Origin of the sequence: Bifidobacterium pullorum subsp. saeculare (genome assembly GCF_016899725.1) — a bacterium.
Lineage (GTDB): Bacteria > Actinomycetota > Actinomycetes > Actinomycetales > Bifidobacteriaceae > Bifidobacterium > Bifidobacterium pullorum_C.
In genome coordinates, this window is sequence record NZ_JACLYU010000002.1 from 140,334 (window position 1) to 156,374 (window position 16,041).

12 protein-coding genes are annotated in these 16,041 nt (G+C 70.8%); 3 read left to right on the forward strand and 9 right to left on the reverse strand.

Features of this window, described 5'->3' with window-relative positions:
- Position 1: 1 nt before the first annotated feature.
- The 9 genes from argJ to H7U32_RS02045 all read right to left on the reverse strand — a co-directional run bounded on the left by argJ (position 2) and on the right by H7U32_RS02045 (position 12,769).
- Positions 2-1,174 carry a bifunctional glutamate N-acetyltransferase/amino-acid acetyltransferase ArgJ gene (argJ, locus tag H7U32_RS02005; protein ID WP_204467591.1) on the reverse strand — a complete coding sequence of 391 codons (1,173 nt, stop codon included), beginning with the start codon at positions 1,172-1,174 and terminating at the stop codon, positions 2-4.
- Entirely contained in the window at positions 1,171-2,265 is a 1,095-nt protein-coding gene (gene argC / locus H7U32_RS02010; RefSeq protein ID WP_204467592.1) for an N-acetyl-gamma-glutamyl-phosphate reductase, read from the reverse strand. Before argC ends, argJ begins: the two co-directional genes overlap by 4 nt.
- A 174-nt stretch (positions 2,266-2,439) precedes the next feature.
- Positions 2,440-3,186: a DUF4190 domain-containing protein gene (locus H7U32_RS02015; RefSeq protein ID WP_204467594.1), complete on the reverse strand. Its 747-nt coding sequence runs from the start codon at positions 3,184-3,186 to the stop codon at positions 2,440-2,442.
- Between the two features lie 23 nt (positions 3,187-3,209).
- Entirely contained in the window at positions 3,210-5,822 is a 2,613-nt protein-coding gene (gene pheT / locus H7U32_RS02020) for a phenylalanine--tRNA ligase subunit beta (protein ID WP_204467596.1), read from the reverse strand.
- 7 nt (positions 5,823-5,829) lie between these two features.
- Entirely contained in the window at positions 5,830-6,897 is a 1,068-nt protein-coding gene (pheS, locus tag H7U32_RS02025) for a phenylalanine--tRNA ligase subunit alpha (RefSeq protein WP_204467598.1), read from the reverse strand.
- 140 nt (positions 6,898-7,037) lie between these two features.
- The gene (locus H7U32_RS02030; protein ID WP_204467600.1) at positions 7,038-7,904 is read right to left on the reverse strand and encodes a TrmH family RNA methyltransferase; all 867 of its coding nucleotides are present in this window, start codon (positions 7,902-7,904) and stop codon (positions 7,038-7,040) included.
- 40 nt (positions 7,905-7,944) lie between these two features.
- Positions 7,945-10,434 carry an ATP-binding cassette domain-containing protein gene (locus tag H7U32_RS02035; RefSeq protein WP_204467602.1) on the reverse strand — a complete coding sequence of 830 codons (2,490 nt, stop codon included), beginning with the start codon at positions 10,432-10,434 and terminating at the stop codon, positions 7,945-7,947.
- Positions 10,435-10,548: 114 nt separating this feature from the next.
- On the reverse strand, positions 10,549-11,166 hold the full coding sequence (locus H7U32_RS02040; RefSeq protein WP_204467604.1) for an ECF transporter S component: 618 nt from the start codon (positions 11,164-11,166) through the stop codon (positions 10,549-10,551).
- 232 nt (positions 11,167-11,398) lie between these two features.
- Positions 11,399-12,769 (reverse strand): dipeptidase, encoded by a 1,371-nt coding sequence (locus H7U32_RS02045; RefSeq protein WP_204467606.1) that lies wholly within the window; start codon positions 12,767-12,769, stop codon positions 11,399-11,401.
- A gap of 151 nt (positions 12,770-12,920) precedes the next feature.
- On the opposite strand from H7U32_RS02045, the gene H7U32_RS02050 reads away from it, so the two are divergent.
- The 3 genes from H7U32_RS02050 (at position 12,921) to H7U32_RS02060 (ending at position 16,029) form a co-directional block, all read left to right on the forward strand.
- Positions 12,921-13,544, forward strand: coding sequence for a DUF3043 domain-containing protein (locus H7U32_RS02050; protein WP_204467607.1), 624 nt, complete (start codon positions 12,921-12,923; stop codon positions 13,542-13,544).
- A gap of 113 nt (positions 13,545-13,657) precedes the next feature.
- Positions 13,658-15,190, forward strand: a complete 1,533-nt coding sequence (locus tag H7U32_RS02055; RefSeq protein ID WP_204467609.1) for an FAD-dependent oxidoreductase — start codon at positions 13,658-13,660, stop codon at positions 15,188-15,190.
- Between the two features lie 47 nt (positions 15,191-15,237).
- The gene (locus H7U32_RS02060; RefSeq protein WP_204467611.1) at positions 15,238-16,029 is read left to right on the forward strand and encodes a DUF4191 domain-containing protein; all 792 of its coding nucleotides are present in this window, start codon (positions 15,238-15,240) and stop codon (positions 16,027-16,029) included.
- Positions 16,030-16,041: the final 12 nt, after the last annotated feature.

Below are 16,041 nucleotides of genomic sequence, written 5' to 3' on the forward strand. Positions count from 1 at the left end.
CTCACGACTCGTAGTCGGCGTTGATGTGGACGTATTCGTGCGTCAGGTCGTCGGTCCACACGGTGGCCTCGGCGTCCCCGGCGTTCAGGTCGATGTCGATGTGCACCTCGCGCGGCGTCATGTCCACCTCGGAGCGGTCGCGGCCGGCGCCGCCATGCTCGCAGATGCGCACGCCGTTGACGTCCACGGTCACGTCCTGCGTACGGTAGGGCGCGATGTCCTCCGGCACGGTGCCGAGGGAGGAGACGATGCGTCCCCAGTTCGGGTCGTTGCCGCTGATCGCGCATTTGAGCAGGTTCGACGCGGCGACGGCGCGGCCACAGGCCAGGGCCGCCTCCTCGCTGGTGGCGCCGGTGACGCGGATGCGGATGTCATGGCTGGCGCCCTCGCCGTCGCCGATGATCTGGCGGGCGAGCGAGGCGCAGGCCTCGCGCACGAGTCGGTTGAACTCGTCGTGGTCGGGTTCGACGCCGGAGGCGCCGGAGGCGAGCAGGATCACGGTGTCGTTGGTGGACATGCAGCCGTCCACGTCGATGCGGTTGAACGTGGTCTCCACGCCGGCGGTCAGCGCGGCCTGGAGCTGGCCGGCGGTGACGACCGCGTCGGTGGTGATGACGGACAGCATCGTGGCCAGCTGCGGGGCGATCATGCCGGAGCCCTTGACCATGCCGCCGAGGCGCCAGCCGGTGGAGCCGGAGAGTTCGACGCGCTTGGGCTTGGTGTCGGTGGTCATGATGGCCTCGGAGGCGTCCGCGCCGGCCTGCGGCGTGGCCGCCAGCGCGGCGTGCGCGGCCTTCGCGCCGTCGAGCACATGGTCGAGCGGCAGCAGCTCGCCGATGAGGCCGGTGGAGCAGACGGCCACCTCCTCGGGGGCGCAGCCGCACAGCCCGGCGACGGTCTCGGCGGTGGCGACGGTCTGCGCATAGCCGGCCTCGCCGGTGCAGGCGTTGGCGCCGCCGGAGTTGAGGATGACGGCCTTGGCCTTGCCGTCGGCGAGGATGCGGCGCGACCACTGCACGGGCGCGGCGCAGAAGCGGTTCGAGGTGAACACGCCCGCCGCGGCCTCGAGCGGTCCCTCGTTGACCACGAGGGCGAGGTCCTTCTTGCCTTCGACCGCGGAGATGCCGGCGGGCACGCCGGCCGCGGAGAATCCTTGTGCGAATGTGACGCTCACGGTGCGACTCCGATCTTGGTCAGGCCTTGGTCCTCGGGCAGGCCCAGGGCGATGTTGAGTGATTGCACCGCCTGGCCGGCGGTGCCCCGGTTGAGGTTGTCGATGGCCGCGAAGGCGAGGAGCCGGCCGGCCTTGCGGTCGACGACCACCTGCACGTGGGCGGCGTTCGAGCCGATGACGTTGGCGGTGGCGGGCAGCGTGCCTTCCGGCAGTACGACGATGAAGTCCTGGCCGGCGTAGGCCCGCTCCCACACGGCGTGGATTTCGGCATCCGTCATCGAAGCGGCCCGCGGGGTGAGCTTGGCGGAGACGGAGGCGAGGATGCCGCGCGCCATCGGGGCGAGGATGGGGGTGAAGCCGAGGGTGAAGCGGCCGGCGTCCGCAGCGTTCAGGCCGGCGGCGTGGGCGAGGTTCTGGAGCACCTCGGGGATGTGGCGGTGGGTGCCACCCACCGAGTAGGGCACGGCCGAGCCGATGGCCTCGGCGGCGAGCAGGTTGGTGCGCTTGAGGTTCTTGCCTGCGCCGGAGTAGCCGACGACAAGGTCGGCGACGATGTCGGTGGGTTCGACGAGTCCTTCGGCGACGCCGGGTTGGAGCGCGAACGTGGCGGCGGTCACGTTGCAGCCGGGGCCGGCGATGCGCGTGGCGCCGGGCAGTTTGGTTCGCTGGCGCAGGATGGAGCCGTCGGCCGCGTGGCCGAGGATGAGCTCGGGCATGCCGTAGGTCCAGGGCTGGTGGAAGTCGCCGCCGTAGAACTCGTCCCAGGCGGCCTGTTCCTCCAGGCGGTGGTCGGCGCCGAGGTCGACGACCACGGCGTCCGGGTCGAGCGTCTCGGCCAGCGCGCCGGAGGCGCCGTGGGGCAGTGCGAGGATGATGACGTCATGGCCGTTGAGCACCTCGGGCGTGGTGTCCTCGACGATAAGGTCGGCCAGCTGGGGGATGTGGGGCATATGCGCGCCGAGCCGGTCCCCCACCGAGGAGTGGCCGGCCACGCAGGTCACCTCGAACGCGGGGTGCGCCGCCAGGATGCGCAACGCCTCGCCTCCCGCGTATCCCGTGGCGCCCGCCACGGCCACCGTGTATTTCGCCATGCCGCAGTTCCTTTCCTTCTCGTCGCGATACACCGGCAGTATACGAAGTTATGCAGACATCTGCATAATTATGCAACGCGCCCGCGCGATCCGCCCGGCCTCCGCTGATACGGCGGGGCCGGCGGCTCCCCGTGGGAGGCCGCCGGCCCATGGACGCCGGGACGGGGCGCCACGTCAGGCGCTGAGCGTGGTCTGCTCGCTGCCGGAACCATCGGAGCCGCCGGAGCCGCCCATCGAACCGAGCAGCTGGGCGGTGAGGTCGCTGGCGCTCATGCCGGAGGCGAGCATCCACAGCCACACCAGGGTCATGAGCACGTTGAGGATCACCGCGGCGAGCGCCAACCCGAAGCCGCGCATATGGAAGGTCTTGGTGCGCCACATCGCCATGCCGCCCATGAGGGCGGGCAGGCCGGGCACGAAGAACACGCTGAACACCAGCGCCAGGATGGCGTACAGATCCCATTTGCCGTAGAGCGGGTTTTGGTTCGGATCGGCCATGTCGATGCCGTAGCGCCAGTCGGGCGTATGCCCGTCCGCGGTCGGCTGGTTCGGCTGGCCGTAGCCGGGGGCGCCATAGGGGTTGCGCTGGCCCGCCTGGCCGGGGTTCGCCGGCCCCTGCGGCGGTTCGGGCGCGCCGTAGGGGTATGGGTTGAACGGCGCTGCGCCCTGGGGCGCGCCGGGCTGGGGCGCCGCGGGCGGGACCGCGCCCCCGCCCGCCGGGGCGGGGGCGGCGGGGACCGGACCGGGCTGCCCCTGCGACTGCCGCGGCGGCTCGGGCCTGCCGTACAGGTACGGGTCGTAGCCGGGGTAGTCGCTGGCCATCGCCCCGTATTCGGGGCGGCCGTTCTGCCGCGGCGCGGAGTCCTGCGGCGCGGTCCCCTGCCCGGGGCCGGCGTCCTGGGGCGTGTGCGGTTCGGTCATCGGTCTCCTTGCGGTCCTTGGAATCAGGCGCGCAGCTGCGCGCCGAGCTTGGAGGCGCAGGCCTCCACGATGCGCGCGCGGATCGCCTCGCTGTCCTCGGCGGACAGCGTGCGGTCCACGGCGCGGAACACGACGGCGTAGGCCAGGGACTTCTTGCCCTCGCCCACCTGCTCGCCGGTGAACACGTCGAACAGCTCGATGGACTCCAGCTCGTCGCCGGCGGCCTCGCGGATGGTCTCCTCGAGCGCGGCGGCGGTCACCGCCTGGTCCACCGTGAACGCGAGGTCCTGCTTGACCGGCGGGAAGGTGGAGACAGGCTTGGCCTGCACCGGCTTGCCGTCCATCGTGGAGAACAGGGCGTTCAGGTCGAGCTCGAAGGCGGCGGAGTGGGCCGGCAGGCCGAGCGCCTCGTTGACGTGCGGGTGGAGCTCGCCGACATGGCCGACGAACACGTCGCCGCTCATCACGCGGGCGTAGCGGCCGGGATGCCACTGGGCGGGCACGTCGGCAGCGGCCGGCTGGTCGAAGGCGAGCGCCGCGCCGATCCGGTCGGCGATGCGGTGCACGGCCTCGGCGGCGTCGGACCAGTCGACGGCGCGCTTGCCGCCCATCCAGCCGGTGTCCTCGGCCAGGCCGGTCAGGATGCCGGCCACATGGTCGGGCTGGTCCGGCAGGCCGGCGTCGAGCGCGGCGAGCTGCTCGGGCGTGGGCTTCACACCGCCGGGCAGGGCCGGGATGGCGGGCGCGTCCGGGTTCCACAGGTACACGTGGCCGAGCTCGTACAGGGACACGTTCTCGATGCCGCGGCGGATGTTGCGCTGCACGATGCCGGCGAGGGTCGGCAGGATGGCGCGGCGCAGGAACGGACGGTCGCCGTACAGCGGGTTGGCGATCTGCACGCTCACGCGCTTGGTGGCCTCCGGGTCGTAGCCGAAGGCCTTGTAGTCCTCGTCGCCCACGAACGGGTAACTCAGCGCCTCGGTCATGCCGTATTCGGCGAGCTCGTCGGCGATGCGGCGGCGGCGCAGCTGGTTGGCGGTCAGTCCCACGCGGCCGTTGACCGGCGCGGCGGGCACGCGCACCGGGATCTTGTCGTAGCCGACCAGGCGGGCCACTTCCTCCACGAGGTCGCACGGCTCATTCAGGTCCGGGCGCCAGCTCGGCGGCAGCACGGAGAACTCGCCGTTGCCGCCGCCGGCCACGCCGCAGCCGATGTCGGTGAGGATGTCGCTGATGGTGTTCACGTCGCAGTCGAGGCCTGCCACGCGGGCCACCTCGGTGGCCTTGAAGTGGATGGGCTTGCGGCGCGGGGTGCGGTTGACGTCGGTGGGGGCCTCGCTGGGCTCGCCGTTGCCGTAGCGCACCAGCAGGTCGGCGGCCATCTGCGTGGCGGCCGGCTGCAGCAGGAAGTCGACGCCGCGCTCGAAACGGCGGGACGCCTCAGAGGGGATCTTGTGGCGGCGGGCGGAGCGGGCGATGGTCACCTGGTCGAAGTGCGCGGCCTCGAGCAGGATGTTCTTCGTCTCGGCGGTCACCTCGCCGTACAGGCCGCCCATCACGCCGGCCAGGCCGAGGATGCGCGAGCCGCGCTGGCCGTCCGGGGAGTCGGTGATGAGCAGGTCCTCGCAGCTGAGCTCATGCTCCTTGCCGTCGAGGGTGGTGAGCTTCTCGCCCTGGCGGGCGCGGCGCACCACGATCGGACCGCTGATCTTGTCCAGGTCGTAGGCGTGCATCGGCTGGCCGAGGTCGAGCATCACATAGTTGGTCACGTCCACGGCCAGGGAGATGGAGCGCATGCCGGCGCGGATCAGGCGGCGGCGCATCCAGTTGGGCGTCTTGGCGGACGGGTCGAAGCCGCGGATGGCGCGCGCGTAGTAGCGGTCGCAGCCGGGCACGCCGTGGATCGGGGCGTCGTCCTCGATGGCCACCTCGATGTCGGGGGCCTTGCCGGTGGCCTCGCCGGCCGGCATCGGGGCGCGCTTGGTGAGCGCCACGGCCGGGTCCACGTACTTGGCGCCGGTGGAATGGTGGAACTCGCGGGCCACGCCACGGTAGGAGAGCGTGTAGCCGCGGTCCGGGGTGATGTTGATCTCGAGCAGCGGCTGGTCGAGGTGCAGCAGGTGCATCGCGTCCTGGCCGGGCTTCAGGGCCTCGTACTCCTCCTCGGTGAAGCCGTAGTCGCGCAGCAGGATGATGCCGTTGTGGTTGTCGCCCAGGCCGAGCTCGCGCTCGGAGGCGCACATGCCGTCGGAGATGTGGCCGTAGGTCTTGCGCGGCTCGATGCGGAAGTCGCCGGGCAGCACGGCGCCGGGCAGCGTGACGACGACCTTCTCGCCGGCGCGCATGTTCGGCGCGCCGCAGACGATGCCGCGCGGCACCTTGTTGCCGTGTTCGTCGGTCTCGTTGAACTCCTCGCCGCAGTCCACATGGCACCAGTTGATCGTCTTGCCGTTCTTCTGCGGCTCCGGCGTGGCGTCCACCACATAGCCGACGACGATGGGGCCGGTCACCTGGGAGGCGTGGATCTGCTCCTCCTCCAGGCCGACCTTCACCAGGTCCTTGGCGAGCTGCTCGTAGGTGAGGCCCTCGGGGACCTCGACGTGGTCCTTGAGCCAATCGATGTCGATCATAGGCATGGTTGATTCACTCCCCCATCACGAATTGTCCGGCGAAACGCACGTCGCCCTCGACGAGGTCGTGCATGTCGTTGATGTCGCTGCGCAGCAGCAGCGTGCGCTCGATGCCCATGCCGAACGCGAAGCCGGTGTACTGCTCCGGGTCGATGCCGGCGGACTTGAGCACGTTCGGGTTGACCATGCCGCAGCCGCCCCATTCGAGCCAGCCGGGGCCGCCCTTCTTGTCCGGGAACCACAGGTCGAGCTCGGCGCTCGGCTCGGTGAACGGGAAGTAGCTGGGGCGCAGACGCGTCTTGGCGCCCTCGCCGAACATCGCGACGGCGAGCTTGTCGAGCACGCCCTTGAGGTCCGCCATGGTCAGGTGCTTGTCCACGGCCAGCGCCTCGCACTGGTGGAAGACGGGGGTGTGGGTGGCGTCGAGCTCGTCGGTGCGGAACACGCGGCCCGGCGAGGCCACGTACAGCGGCACGCCGTACTCGAGCAGCGCGCGCACCTGGTCGGAGGAGGTCTGCGTGCGCACCACCATGTTGGAGCCGACGAAGCCGGCGGCGTCGGTGGCCTGGTTGCCCTTGACGTAGAAGGTGTCCTGCATCTGGCGGGCCGGATGGTCCGGGCCGAAGTTGAGGGCGTCGAAGTTGTACCATTCGGCCTCCACCTCGGGGCCGGAGGAGATGTGCCAGCCCATCGAGACGAAGAAGTCCTCCCAGTCCTCCATGAGCTTGGCCAGCGGGTGGCGCGCGCCCAGCGGCTTGCGCGTGACGGGCAGCGTCATGTCCACGGTCTCGGCGGCCAGGGCCTCGGCCTCGGCCTTCGCCTTGAGCTCGGCCTCCTTGGGGCCGTAGGCGCGGCCGAAGTCGGCGCGCAGCTTGCCCATGAGCTTGCCCGCGTCCTTCTTCCGGTCGGCCGGAAGGGAGCCGATGGCCTTCGAGGCGAGCGTCATCGCGGACTCGGCGCCCGCGTACTCGGTCTTGATGGCCTTGAGCTCCTCGAGATCGGTGGCTTGTGCGATCTTCGCGATGCCCTCGGCGACCGCCTCGGTCACCGTCTGGGCGTCGAACGTCAATGATTCAGCCAAGACTTGCCTTTCGCTTGTTGTGCTTGTTGTGCTTGTTTTCCAGCGTTTTCCCAGGTGCCATTGTCCTCAGATGGGTTGACATAGGCCTGCCCCGCCCTCCCGCCGGCGCGCGGCCGTTCCGCGGCTCGGACGGGGGTGTCTCAGCGGTGCGCCGCGGCGGCCATGCCCATGAGCATCACGGCCGCGGAGGTGGCCAGGTTGAGCGACTCCGCCTTGCCGTAGATCGGGATCGTGGCCACGCGGTCGGCCTTCGCCAGCATTGCCGGCCCCAGTCCGTGCGCCTCGTTGCCGAAGAGCACGGCCTTGCCTCCGCGCACCAATGCCTGGTCCTCCAGCAGGGCGGGCAGCGGCTCGGGGGGATTGCCGTCGGCGCCGTGCACGTCAGCGGCGACGACGGTCATGCCGTGCCCGTGCGCCCAGTCCACGAACCCGTCGGCCTCCATCCGCAGCACCGGCAGGTGGAACAGGGAGCCGGCGGTGGCGCGGACGACCTTGGGGTTGAGCGGGTCCACGCAGTCGCCGACGAGCGCCACCGCGTCGCAGCCGGCCGCGTCGGCCGCGCGGATCACGGTGCCAGCGTTGCCTGGGTCGCGCACCTCGTAGCAGGCGGCGACGAAGGGGGCGTCGCCGACGGCCACGGCGCCGGGGTCGGCGGCCACGGCGCCCATGTCCACGACGGCGAGGATGCCCTGGGCGTCCTTGCTGATCCTGTCGAGCACCTCCGGCGTGGCCAGATGCACGTAGATGGGGCTGTCCGCCTGCTGGGAGGCGTCGACGATGGCCTCGAGCACCGGGTTGGCCACGACCCAGGCGTCGGGCTCCTCCTCGACGGCCACGTAGAGGTCGCGGATGGCGCCGGGCGTCCACGCGACGGCCTCGCGCACGGCCTGGGGCCCCTCCACCAGGAAGCGACCGGCTTTGTCGCGCCCCTTGGGGCGGGCCAGGTCGGCGATGCGGCGCACGCGGTCGGCCTTGGGATTGGTCAGGATCTCGCTATGAATCGGCATGGCTCACCACCCTACCGCACGTCCTGCGGCGGACGCGGCCTCAGGCGCCGCCGAAGAACGCGAAATGCCCGGTGACGAGCGCCGTGGCCAGGGCGATGACGGGGATGGCCAGGCAGCCCGCCAGATACGCCTTGTCGCGCGCGTGCACCTCGCTGACGCGGGCGTGGCTGCGGGGCGCGTCGCCGCCGAAGCCCCTCGCCTCCATCGCGGTGGCTAGCGTGGTGGACCGGCGTATGGAGAGCACGAGCAGCGCGAAGGCCTGGGGCATGAAGGCCTTGAGCTTGTTGTCGTCGCCCAGGCCGCGGGAGCGGCGGGAGGCGGTGAGCGCCGCCCAGTCGTCGCGCAGCACGGAGAACAGCCGCATGCCCGCCAGACCGCCGTAGACGAAGCGGTCGGGCAGGCGCAGGATCTGGCTGAAGGAATCCGCCAGGTCGGTGGCGTCGATGCCGAGCACCGCGATGATGGCGGGGATGCCGATGGCCAGGATGCGCACGCCGGTGGCGACGGCGAGTTCGGCGGAACGGTCGGTGATGTGGATGAGCCCCCACTGCCACCAGGTGTCGCCGCCCTCCTTGCCGTACAGGAGCACGGCGAGCGCCGAGCCGGGGGCGCCGATGAACACCGGCCAGGTGGAACGCACGATACGCCAGGGGGTGAAGCCGAGGCAGCCGAGCACGACGGCCTCGAGCGCGAGCGCCGTCACGGCGGACACCCAGTCGAGGCTGAACAGCAGCGGCAACGCGACGAGGAAGCCGCCGATGAGCCGGTACGAGGGGTTGAGGGAGGCGAGGAACCGCGAGCGACTGGAGGGCTTGGCCTCCTCCTCGCGCGTGTTCACCGGGCTGACGGGAACGATGTCCGCCGTCTGCCCGGGCTGCGGCTGCCGATCCGGCTCCGGCTCGGTCACCCACTCGCCGGCCGCGTCATCGGGGACGAGCTCGACCACGCGCGCCCCCAACGCGGTCACCAGGTCGCGGTCGTGCGTGACGACGATGATGCTCACGCCGTCGCCGCGCAGCGAGTGGATGAGGCGCACGATCTGCATCCAGGTACGCCGGTCCTGGCCGAAGGTGGGCTCGTCGAGGATGAGCACGCGCGGCGCCGCGGCGAGGCTGGCCGCGACGGTGAGGCGACGCTTCTCGCCGCCGGAAAGCGTGTAGGGGTTGGCCTTCGCGTACTGGATGAGACGGAAGCGGGTGAGCAGCTCGCGGGCGCGGCGCTCGGCCTCCTCCTCGCCGACCCCGGTGCGCAGGGGGCCGAGCATGACCTCCTCGAGCACGCTGCCGCGGGCGAACTGGTGCTCGGGGTTCTGGAACACGTAGGAGATGCGCGAGGCGAGCTGGGTGGAGGTCCAGCCGATGGGTTCGTCGCCGCGGGCGCCGCGGGCGAGCTCCGGCGCGGCCTCGACCTTGCCGCCCACCGGTTCCAGCAGGCCCGCCAGGGTCAGGGATAGCGTCGATTTGCCGGCGCCGTTGGCGCCGACCAGCGCGGTGATCTGCCCTGCGGAGAACTCGAGGTCGATGTGGCTAGCGATGGCCTGGCCGTCGCGGCCGATGGCCAGGTCGCGCGTGGACAGCAGGGTCTGCCCGTTGCCAGTGCGGGCCGGATAGTCGGGTTCGTCGTCGGTGTGGATGCGGCGGATCTCGTCGCCGGGGCGCCAGTAGCGCTCCGGCACCCAGATGCCCAGCGCGGCGAAGTCGAGGGCGGGGTCGCGGAAGACCTCGTCGGGGGTGCCGTCCGCCACGACGAGCGTGCGGCGGAAACCGGAGTGGTCGATCTCCTCGTCCATGCCCTGCTGGGTGAGGCGGGCGGCGGCCTGGTCCTCGGTCTCCAGGCCGAGCACGACCACGCGGTCGATGAGGTCGATCCACGGGGCGGCGCGGTGCTCCACCAGCACCATCGTCGAACGCTGCTCCTCGAGCACGTCGCGCACGGCGGCGACCACCTGATCCACGCCGTCGGGGTCGAGGTTGGCGGTGGGCTCGTCGAGCAGGAGCACGCCGGGGCGCATCGCCAGGGCGCCGGCGAGCGCAAGGCGCTGCATCTGCCCGCCGGACAGGTGCAGCACGGAGCGGTGCAGCTGCACGCCCTCCATGCCCACGGCCGCAAGGCTGTCGTCCACGCGTCGCCAGATCGCGTCGCGCGGCACGCCGAGGTTCTCGGGCCCGAAGGCCACGTTGTCGCCCAGGCGCTGGAACACGCATTGGGCGTCCGGGTCCTGGAGCACGAGGCCCACGCGGCCGCGCGCCTGCTGGACGGGCACGCCGTCCACCAGCACCCGGCCTTCGGTCACGCCGCCGTCGGCGTCCTCGACGGGGGCGCCCTGGCCGGTGTCAGTCTGGCCGGCGTCGGCGCCGAGCAGGCCGGCGGCGCCTTCCAGGATCGTCGATTTGCCGATGCCGGAGGCGCCGAGCAGCAGCACGCGCTGGCCGGCCTCGATGGTCAGGTCGAGCCCGCGCACGGCGAAGTGCCGGCGCGAGGCATGGCGGTAGCCCCAGTGGTCGAAGACGAGGGTCGCGTTGTCGATCATCGTTCCATCCTTGCCGTCATCCGGCGGGAGTCGCCCGCCGTGGCCGTGGTGGCCTGCTCCTGCGCGTCATGGCGACGCCCGGCCGCACGGGGCGGCCGGGCGTCGCACCGGGGGTCACAGGCCGCGCACCTCGCGGCCGGAGGCGAACTTGTCAAGCGCGCCGGTCTTCGCGATGGCACGGTAGGCGGCCCACATGAGCAGGCCGGCGAACACGGCGCCGGAGATCACCGAGGTGATGAGGTAGACGATGCCGTAGGAGCCCGTGATGCTCATGCCCTGCATGTGTTCGACGAAGGAGTAGGCCCAGCAGCACACGCCGGAGAGCACGCCGGACAGCATGGTCAGGGCGAGGTTCCACTTGCGGTAGGCCACGACGGCGAACGCGATCTCGGCGCCCAGGCCCTGGACGAGGGCGATGGCGAAGGTTTCGAGGCCGCCCCACTGGTTGCCCATGAGGGCCTCGAGCACACCGGCGACGATCTCGGCGTAGATGGCGGCGCCGGGCTTGCGCACGATGATGGCGGCGAGCGGGCCGGCGAACAGCCACAGGCCGTTGATGATGCCGGGCAGGCCGGGCACCAGCGCGTCGAGGGCGCTCCACGGGCCCGCGGTGACGATCGCCACGCCCCAGTAGATGAGGGCGGAGGCGACGCCGATCATGGAGGCGACGGCGATGTCCACCACGCGCCACCGGTAGTTGGCCTTGGCGACGGTGTTCTTGATCTCAGTCATGGTATGCCTTTCTCGTTCACGGCCAGGCGGCCGCGCTTGCGAAGGCACGGGGGAAGTAAGAGACGACAATCCGTGCCCGGCATTGCCCGGGCCACGTTCCATCGGTCGAGGCGTTCCCGCCTCCTCTCAGCCGCCGGTGTTCAGGCAGCTCCCGTGTCCAGAGGCCACAGTGTAGGCCCATGGGCGGTCAAACGGCCGGCCGCGGCACAACACGCGGCCTGCCGTGGTCGTCTCAGCGGCGGGCGAGCTTGTCGAGCATCAGCGCCTCGGCGATGACGTTCGACTTGAGGCCGGGCAGGCTCACGGACTCGTTGGGGCTGTGCGCGTTGGCCTTGGGGTCCTCCGGGCCGGTGACGAGCACCTGGGCGTCGGGGAAGATGCGCTGTAGCTCGGGGATGAACGGGATGGAGCCGCCCTGGCCCTGGTTGATGGGGGCGACGCCGAACGCCTCCTCCATCGCCTCGAGGGCGTCCTTGGTGGCCTCGGCGTCGGGGTCCATGCCCCAGCCCATGCCGTTCTCGCCGTTCTCGACGCTCACCTCGGCGCCGAACGGCGCGTGCTCCACCAGGAAGCGGGCGAGCGCCTCCTGCGCCTCCTCCGGCCGCTGGTTGGGGGCGGTGCGCAGGGACAGACGGAACGTGGTCTCGGGGCTGATGACGTTGAAGGAGCCTTCCACCGGGTGGGCGTCGAAGCCGATGACGGTGATGGACGGCTTGGTCCACATGCGCGCGGCGATGGAGCCGGTGCCGGCCAGGCGGTAGGAGTCGACGATGCCCGCGTCGCGGCGCATGCCGGCCTCGTCCACATCCTGCTGCAGGCCGCCGATTGGCTCCTCGGCCATGACGCCCGGCACGGCCAGGTCGCCGGCCTCGTCGTACATCGAGGCGATGAGCATCGCGGCGACGGTGTTCGCGTCGAGGATCGGGCCGCCGTACTGGCCGGAGTGGACCGGGTGGTGGAGCACCTTGACGTGCACGTCCACGGTGGTGTTGCCGCGCAGGGAGGTGGTCAGGCTGGGGATCTCGGCATCCCAGTTGCCGGAGTCGGCCACAACGATGACGTCCGCGTCGAAATCCGCGCGATGGTCCTCGATGAACGGGATGAAGCTGGCCGAGCCCATCTCCTCCTCGCCTTCGACGAACACCTTGACGTTGACCTTGAGGTCGTCGCCCAGGGCCTTCAGGGCGCCGGAGTGCATGACCAGGCCGCCGCCGTCGTCCGCGGAGCCGCGGCCGTACAGGCGGTCGCCGACCTCGGTGGCGATCCACGGGTCGGTGTCCCAGTCGGCGGCGTCCGGCACCGGCTGCACGTCGTGGTGGGCGTACAGCAGCACGGTGGGGGCGGCCGGGTCGACGACCTTGGAGCCGATGACCTCCCAGGCGCCGGGGGTGCCGTCGGGGTTGTGGGACTGGGCGACGGTGGCGTCCACGCCGACCTTGCGCAGCTCCTCGGCCACGAATTCGGCGGACTGCCTCATATGCTCGCCGGTGATGCCGTCGGCGGAGATCGACCTGAGGGCGATCTTGCGGGCGATGAGGTCCTTGAGCCGGTCCCAGTCGGCGTCGACGCGCGCGCGGACCTCGTCCGCGGTGAGCTGTGCCATGCGTGTGTCTCCTTGTTCGATTCCTGATGTGCGCGCGTGCGGGACCAGGCCCCGCACGCCCCCTCGCCGGGGGCCGTGGACAGGCCGTCAGCGGCCAAATGACGCCGTTCCGCGGCAGGGGTGTGTCTCAACGTCACCGTAACCTCAAAGCATGACATGGAACCCGTTCAAGAAGAAGGACGAGGCGCAACGGCCCGTCGCGGCGGACGCCCCGGCCCCCAAGGCCGATCCGAACGCGGGCAAGGGCCGGCCCACCCCCAAGATGAAGGCCGCGCAGGCGCAGAACCTGCGCCCGCTGGTGCCGCTTGACCGCAAGGCAAGCGCGAAGGCCGCCAGGAAGCGCCTGCGCGAGAAGGAGAACCTGCAGTACGAGGCGATGCAGAAGGGCGACCTGCGCCATATGCCGCGCGCCGAGCAGCTGCCGTGGCGCATCTACATCCGCGACTACGTGGACGCCCGCTTCAACCTCGGCGAGTACTTCATCCCGGTGGCGTTCATCATCCTCATCGGCTCGATGCTCATCACCACCGTGGTGGCCAACCCGTATGTGTCGATGGGCCTCATGCTGCTCATGTACGCCTATCTCATCGCCGTCATCATCGACATTGTGGTGATGTGGCGCAAGCTCAAGAAGAAGCTCGTCGCCAAGTTCGGCGAGGTCTCCGTGGCCAAGGGCTCGCGCTCCGCCTCCTACGCGTGGAGCCGCGCGATCCAGATGCGCCGCTGGCGCCTGCCCAAGCCCCGCGAGAAGAAGCGCGGACACTTCCCCGAGTGACCCGGAGCACTCCGCGACCCATCCCAAGCCCCTCGCCCATGCGAGGGGCTTTTGTTATATCGTCCGCCGCCTACGATGGAAGTCCGACCTCACCCGCACCGAAGGAGGGCATCATGACCGAGGCACACGAGACGACACGCCTGACATTCGACCTGGCCATCATCGGAGCAGGCCCGGGCGGCTACGCCGCCGCCCTGCGCGCGGCCGAACTGGGATTGACGGTCGCGTTGGTCGAACGCGACGCCACGCTGGGCGGCACCTGCCTCAACCGCGGATGCATCCCCTCGAAGGCGCTCATCACCGCCTCCCACACCATCGACACCGCGCACCGGGCGTCCGAACTGGGCGTCAACACCACGGTGGAGGGCATCGACTACGTCAAGCTGCGTGACTGGCGCCTGCACGTCGTGGACACCATGACCAAGGGCCTGGCCGGACTGGTCGCCCACCGCGGCATCGTGGTGTTTCGCGCCGAGGCGGCGCTGGCCGCGGGTGCGGCCGGGCAGTCCGCGCCGCGCGAGGTGCGCCTCTCCCCCGCCCCCGGCCAGACGCAGGTGCTGCGCTACGACAAGGCGGAGGAGCCGCGGGAGCAGGGCGAGGCCCTGACGATCGCGGCGCGCGACGTGGTGCTGGCGATGGGCGCGCGCCCCCGCCCACTGCCGGGCATTCCGTTCCGCGGCGCGCTCATCGACTCCACGCAGGCGCTGGAGCTCGACGAATTCCCCTCCAGCGCCGTGGTCATCGGCGCGGGCGCCGTGGCGATCGAATTCGCCTCGATGTGGAACGCGGCCGGCGTGGACGTCACGCTGCTCATCCGCAAGGACCGCGTGCTGTCGGGCTGGGACCGGCGCACCGGCGTCACGCTCACCCGCGAGCTCAAGCGCCTGGGGGTCGCCGTGGTGACGAACACGGCGGTCACCGGCGTGGACACCGGCATGAACCTCGGCGCCACCGTGCGCTACACGCGCCGCGGCGAGGACGGCGAACGGGAGGTCTACGGCGAGATCGTGCTCGCCGCCATCGGCCGCGATCCGGTCACCGACGCCGCCTGGCTGGCCGACGCCGGCGTGGAGGTCGGCGGGCGCGGCCATATCGCCACCGACGCGCTGGGGCGCACGTCCTCGCCGCATGTGTGGGCGGTGGGCGACGTGACCGCCGGCCACGCGCTCGCGCACCGCGCCTTCGAGCAGGGCGTGACGGTGGCGGAGGCCATCGCCGGGCTCGACCCCAAGCCGGTGGACGAGGAGACGGTGCCGCAGATCGTGTTCTCCTCCCCCGAGGCCGCGTCCGTGGGCCTGACCGCCGCGGAGGCGAAGGGACGGGAGTATCTGGCCGATGTGACGGAGACCTCGTTCCCGATGATGGGCAACGCGCGCATGCTGATGACCGGCGCGGGCGGTTCGCTGTCCGTCGTCTCCGGCCGCTACGTGGGGCCGGACGCGCCCGCCGACGGCCGGCCGGTGGTGCTGGGCGTGCACATCGTGGCCCCGGTGGCCTCCGACCTCATCGCGGAGGCGGAGCAGCTGGTCGGCAACCGGGTGCCGCTGTCCGAGGCGGCCCGGCTCATCCACCCCCACCCCACGTTCAGCGAGACGCTAGGCGAGGCGCTGCTCAAGGCGGACAGGCGCCCATTGCACACCCGGTGATACGCTATTGGCCAGTATGTGTTCATTCTGACGCAAGTGAGGACCGCATGGCCGACAAGGACAAGAAGAACAAGAAGGACCGCAAGCCGAAGCTGTTCAAGCAGATCGCGCAGATCTACGGCTTCACCTACCGCGACGACAAGCAGCTGCCGTTCTGGCTGGCCGGCGCCTTCCTGCTGCCGATCGTGGTGGAGGTGATCGTCGGCCTCGTGTTCCACTGGAGCGTCATCACCTGGGTGTTCCTGACCATCACCTGCGTGATGCTCGGCCTGCTGCTCGCCACGATGACGCTCACCCGCCGCGCCGACGCCGTGGGCTTCCGCCAGTTGGAGGGCCGCCCGGGCGCCGCGATCAGCGTGCTCGGCAACGTGTCCAAGGCCGGCTTCGCGTTCCCGCAGGAGCCGGTGTGGATCGACCCGAAGACCAAAGACATGGTCTGGCGCGGCACCGGCTACAACGGCATCTACCTGCTCGGCGAGGGCGACCCCGGCCGCGTGGCCAAGGCGATGGACCGCCAGGAGCGCGCCATCAAGGGCGTGACCGCCGGCTCCAGGATCCCGGTGTACCGGATCATGGTGGGCACCGGCCCCGGCCAGGTGCGCCTGAAGAACGTGCGCAAGGCCGTCATCAAGCAGAAGAGCTACACGCCGTTGCATCACAAGCACGCCTGGATGGACAAGATCCACGGCCGCACGCGCTTCGTGCTCACCAAAACCGAGCTGGCCGTGCTCAACGAGCGTCTGCGCACCCTGCAGACCAAGAACGGATTCGGCGTGCCCAAGGGCATCGATCCGACGCATCCGCAGAAGGTCAGCCGCCGTGCGATGCGCGGCCGCTGACCCACGGTCCCT

Coding starts and splice junctions, on each gene's coding strand:
- H7U32_RS02045 (WP_204467606.1), bottom strand. CDS start 12,769: ATGGCACAGCTCACCGCGGACGAGGTCCGCGCGCGCGTCGACGCCGAC.
- H7U32_RS02030 (WP_204467600.1), bottom strand. CDS start 7,904: ATGCCGATTCATAGCGAGATCCTGACCAATCCCAAGGCCGACCGCGTG.
- H7U32_RS02040 (WP_204467604.1), bottom strand. CDS start 11,166: ATGACTGAGATCAAGAACACCGTCGCCAAGGCCAACTACCGGTGGCGC.
- H7U32_RS02015 (WP_204467594.1), bottom strand. CDS start 3,186: ATGACCGAACCGCACACGCCCCAGGACGCCGGCCCCGGGCAGGGGACC.
- H7U32_RS02035 (WP_204467602.1), bottom strand. CDS start 10,434: ATGATCGACAACGCGACCCTCGTCTTCGACCACTGGGGCTACCGCCAT.
- H7U32_RS02050 (WP_204467607.1), top strand. CDS start 12,921: ATGACATGGAACCCGTTCAAGAAGAAGGACGAGGCGCAACGGCCCGTC.
- H7U32_RS02060 (WP_204467611.1), top strand. CDS start 15,238: ATGGCCGACAAGGACAAGAAGAACAAGAAGGACCGCAAGCCGAAGCTG.
- H7U32_RS02055 (WP_204467609.1), top strand. CDS start 13,658: ATGACCGAGGCACACGAGACGACACGCCTGACATTCGACCTGGCCATC.
- pheT (WP_204467596.1), bottom strand. CDS start 5,822: ATGCCTATGATCGACATCGATTGGCTCAAGGACCACGTCGAGGTCCCC.
- argC (WP_204467592.1), bottom strand. CDS start 2,265: ATGGCGAAATACACGGTGGCCGTGGCGGGCGCCACGGGATACGCGGGA.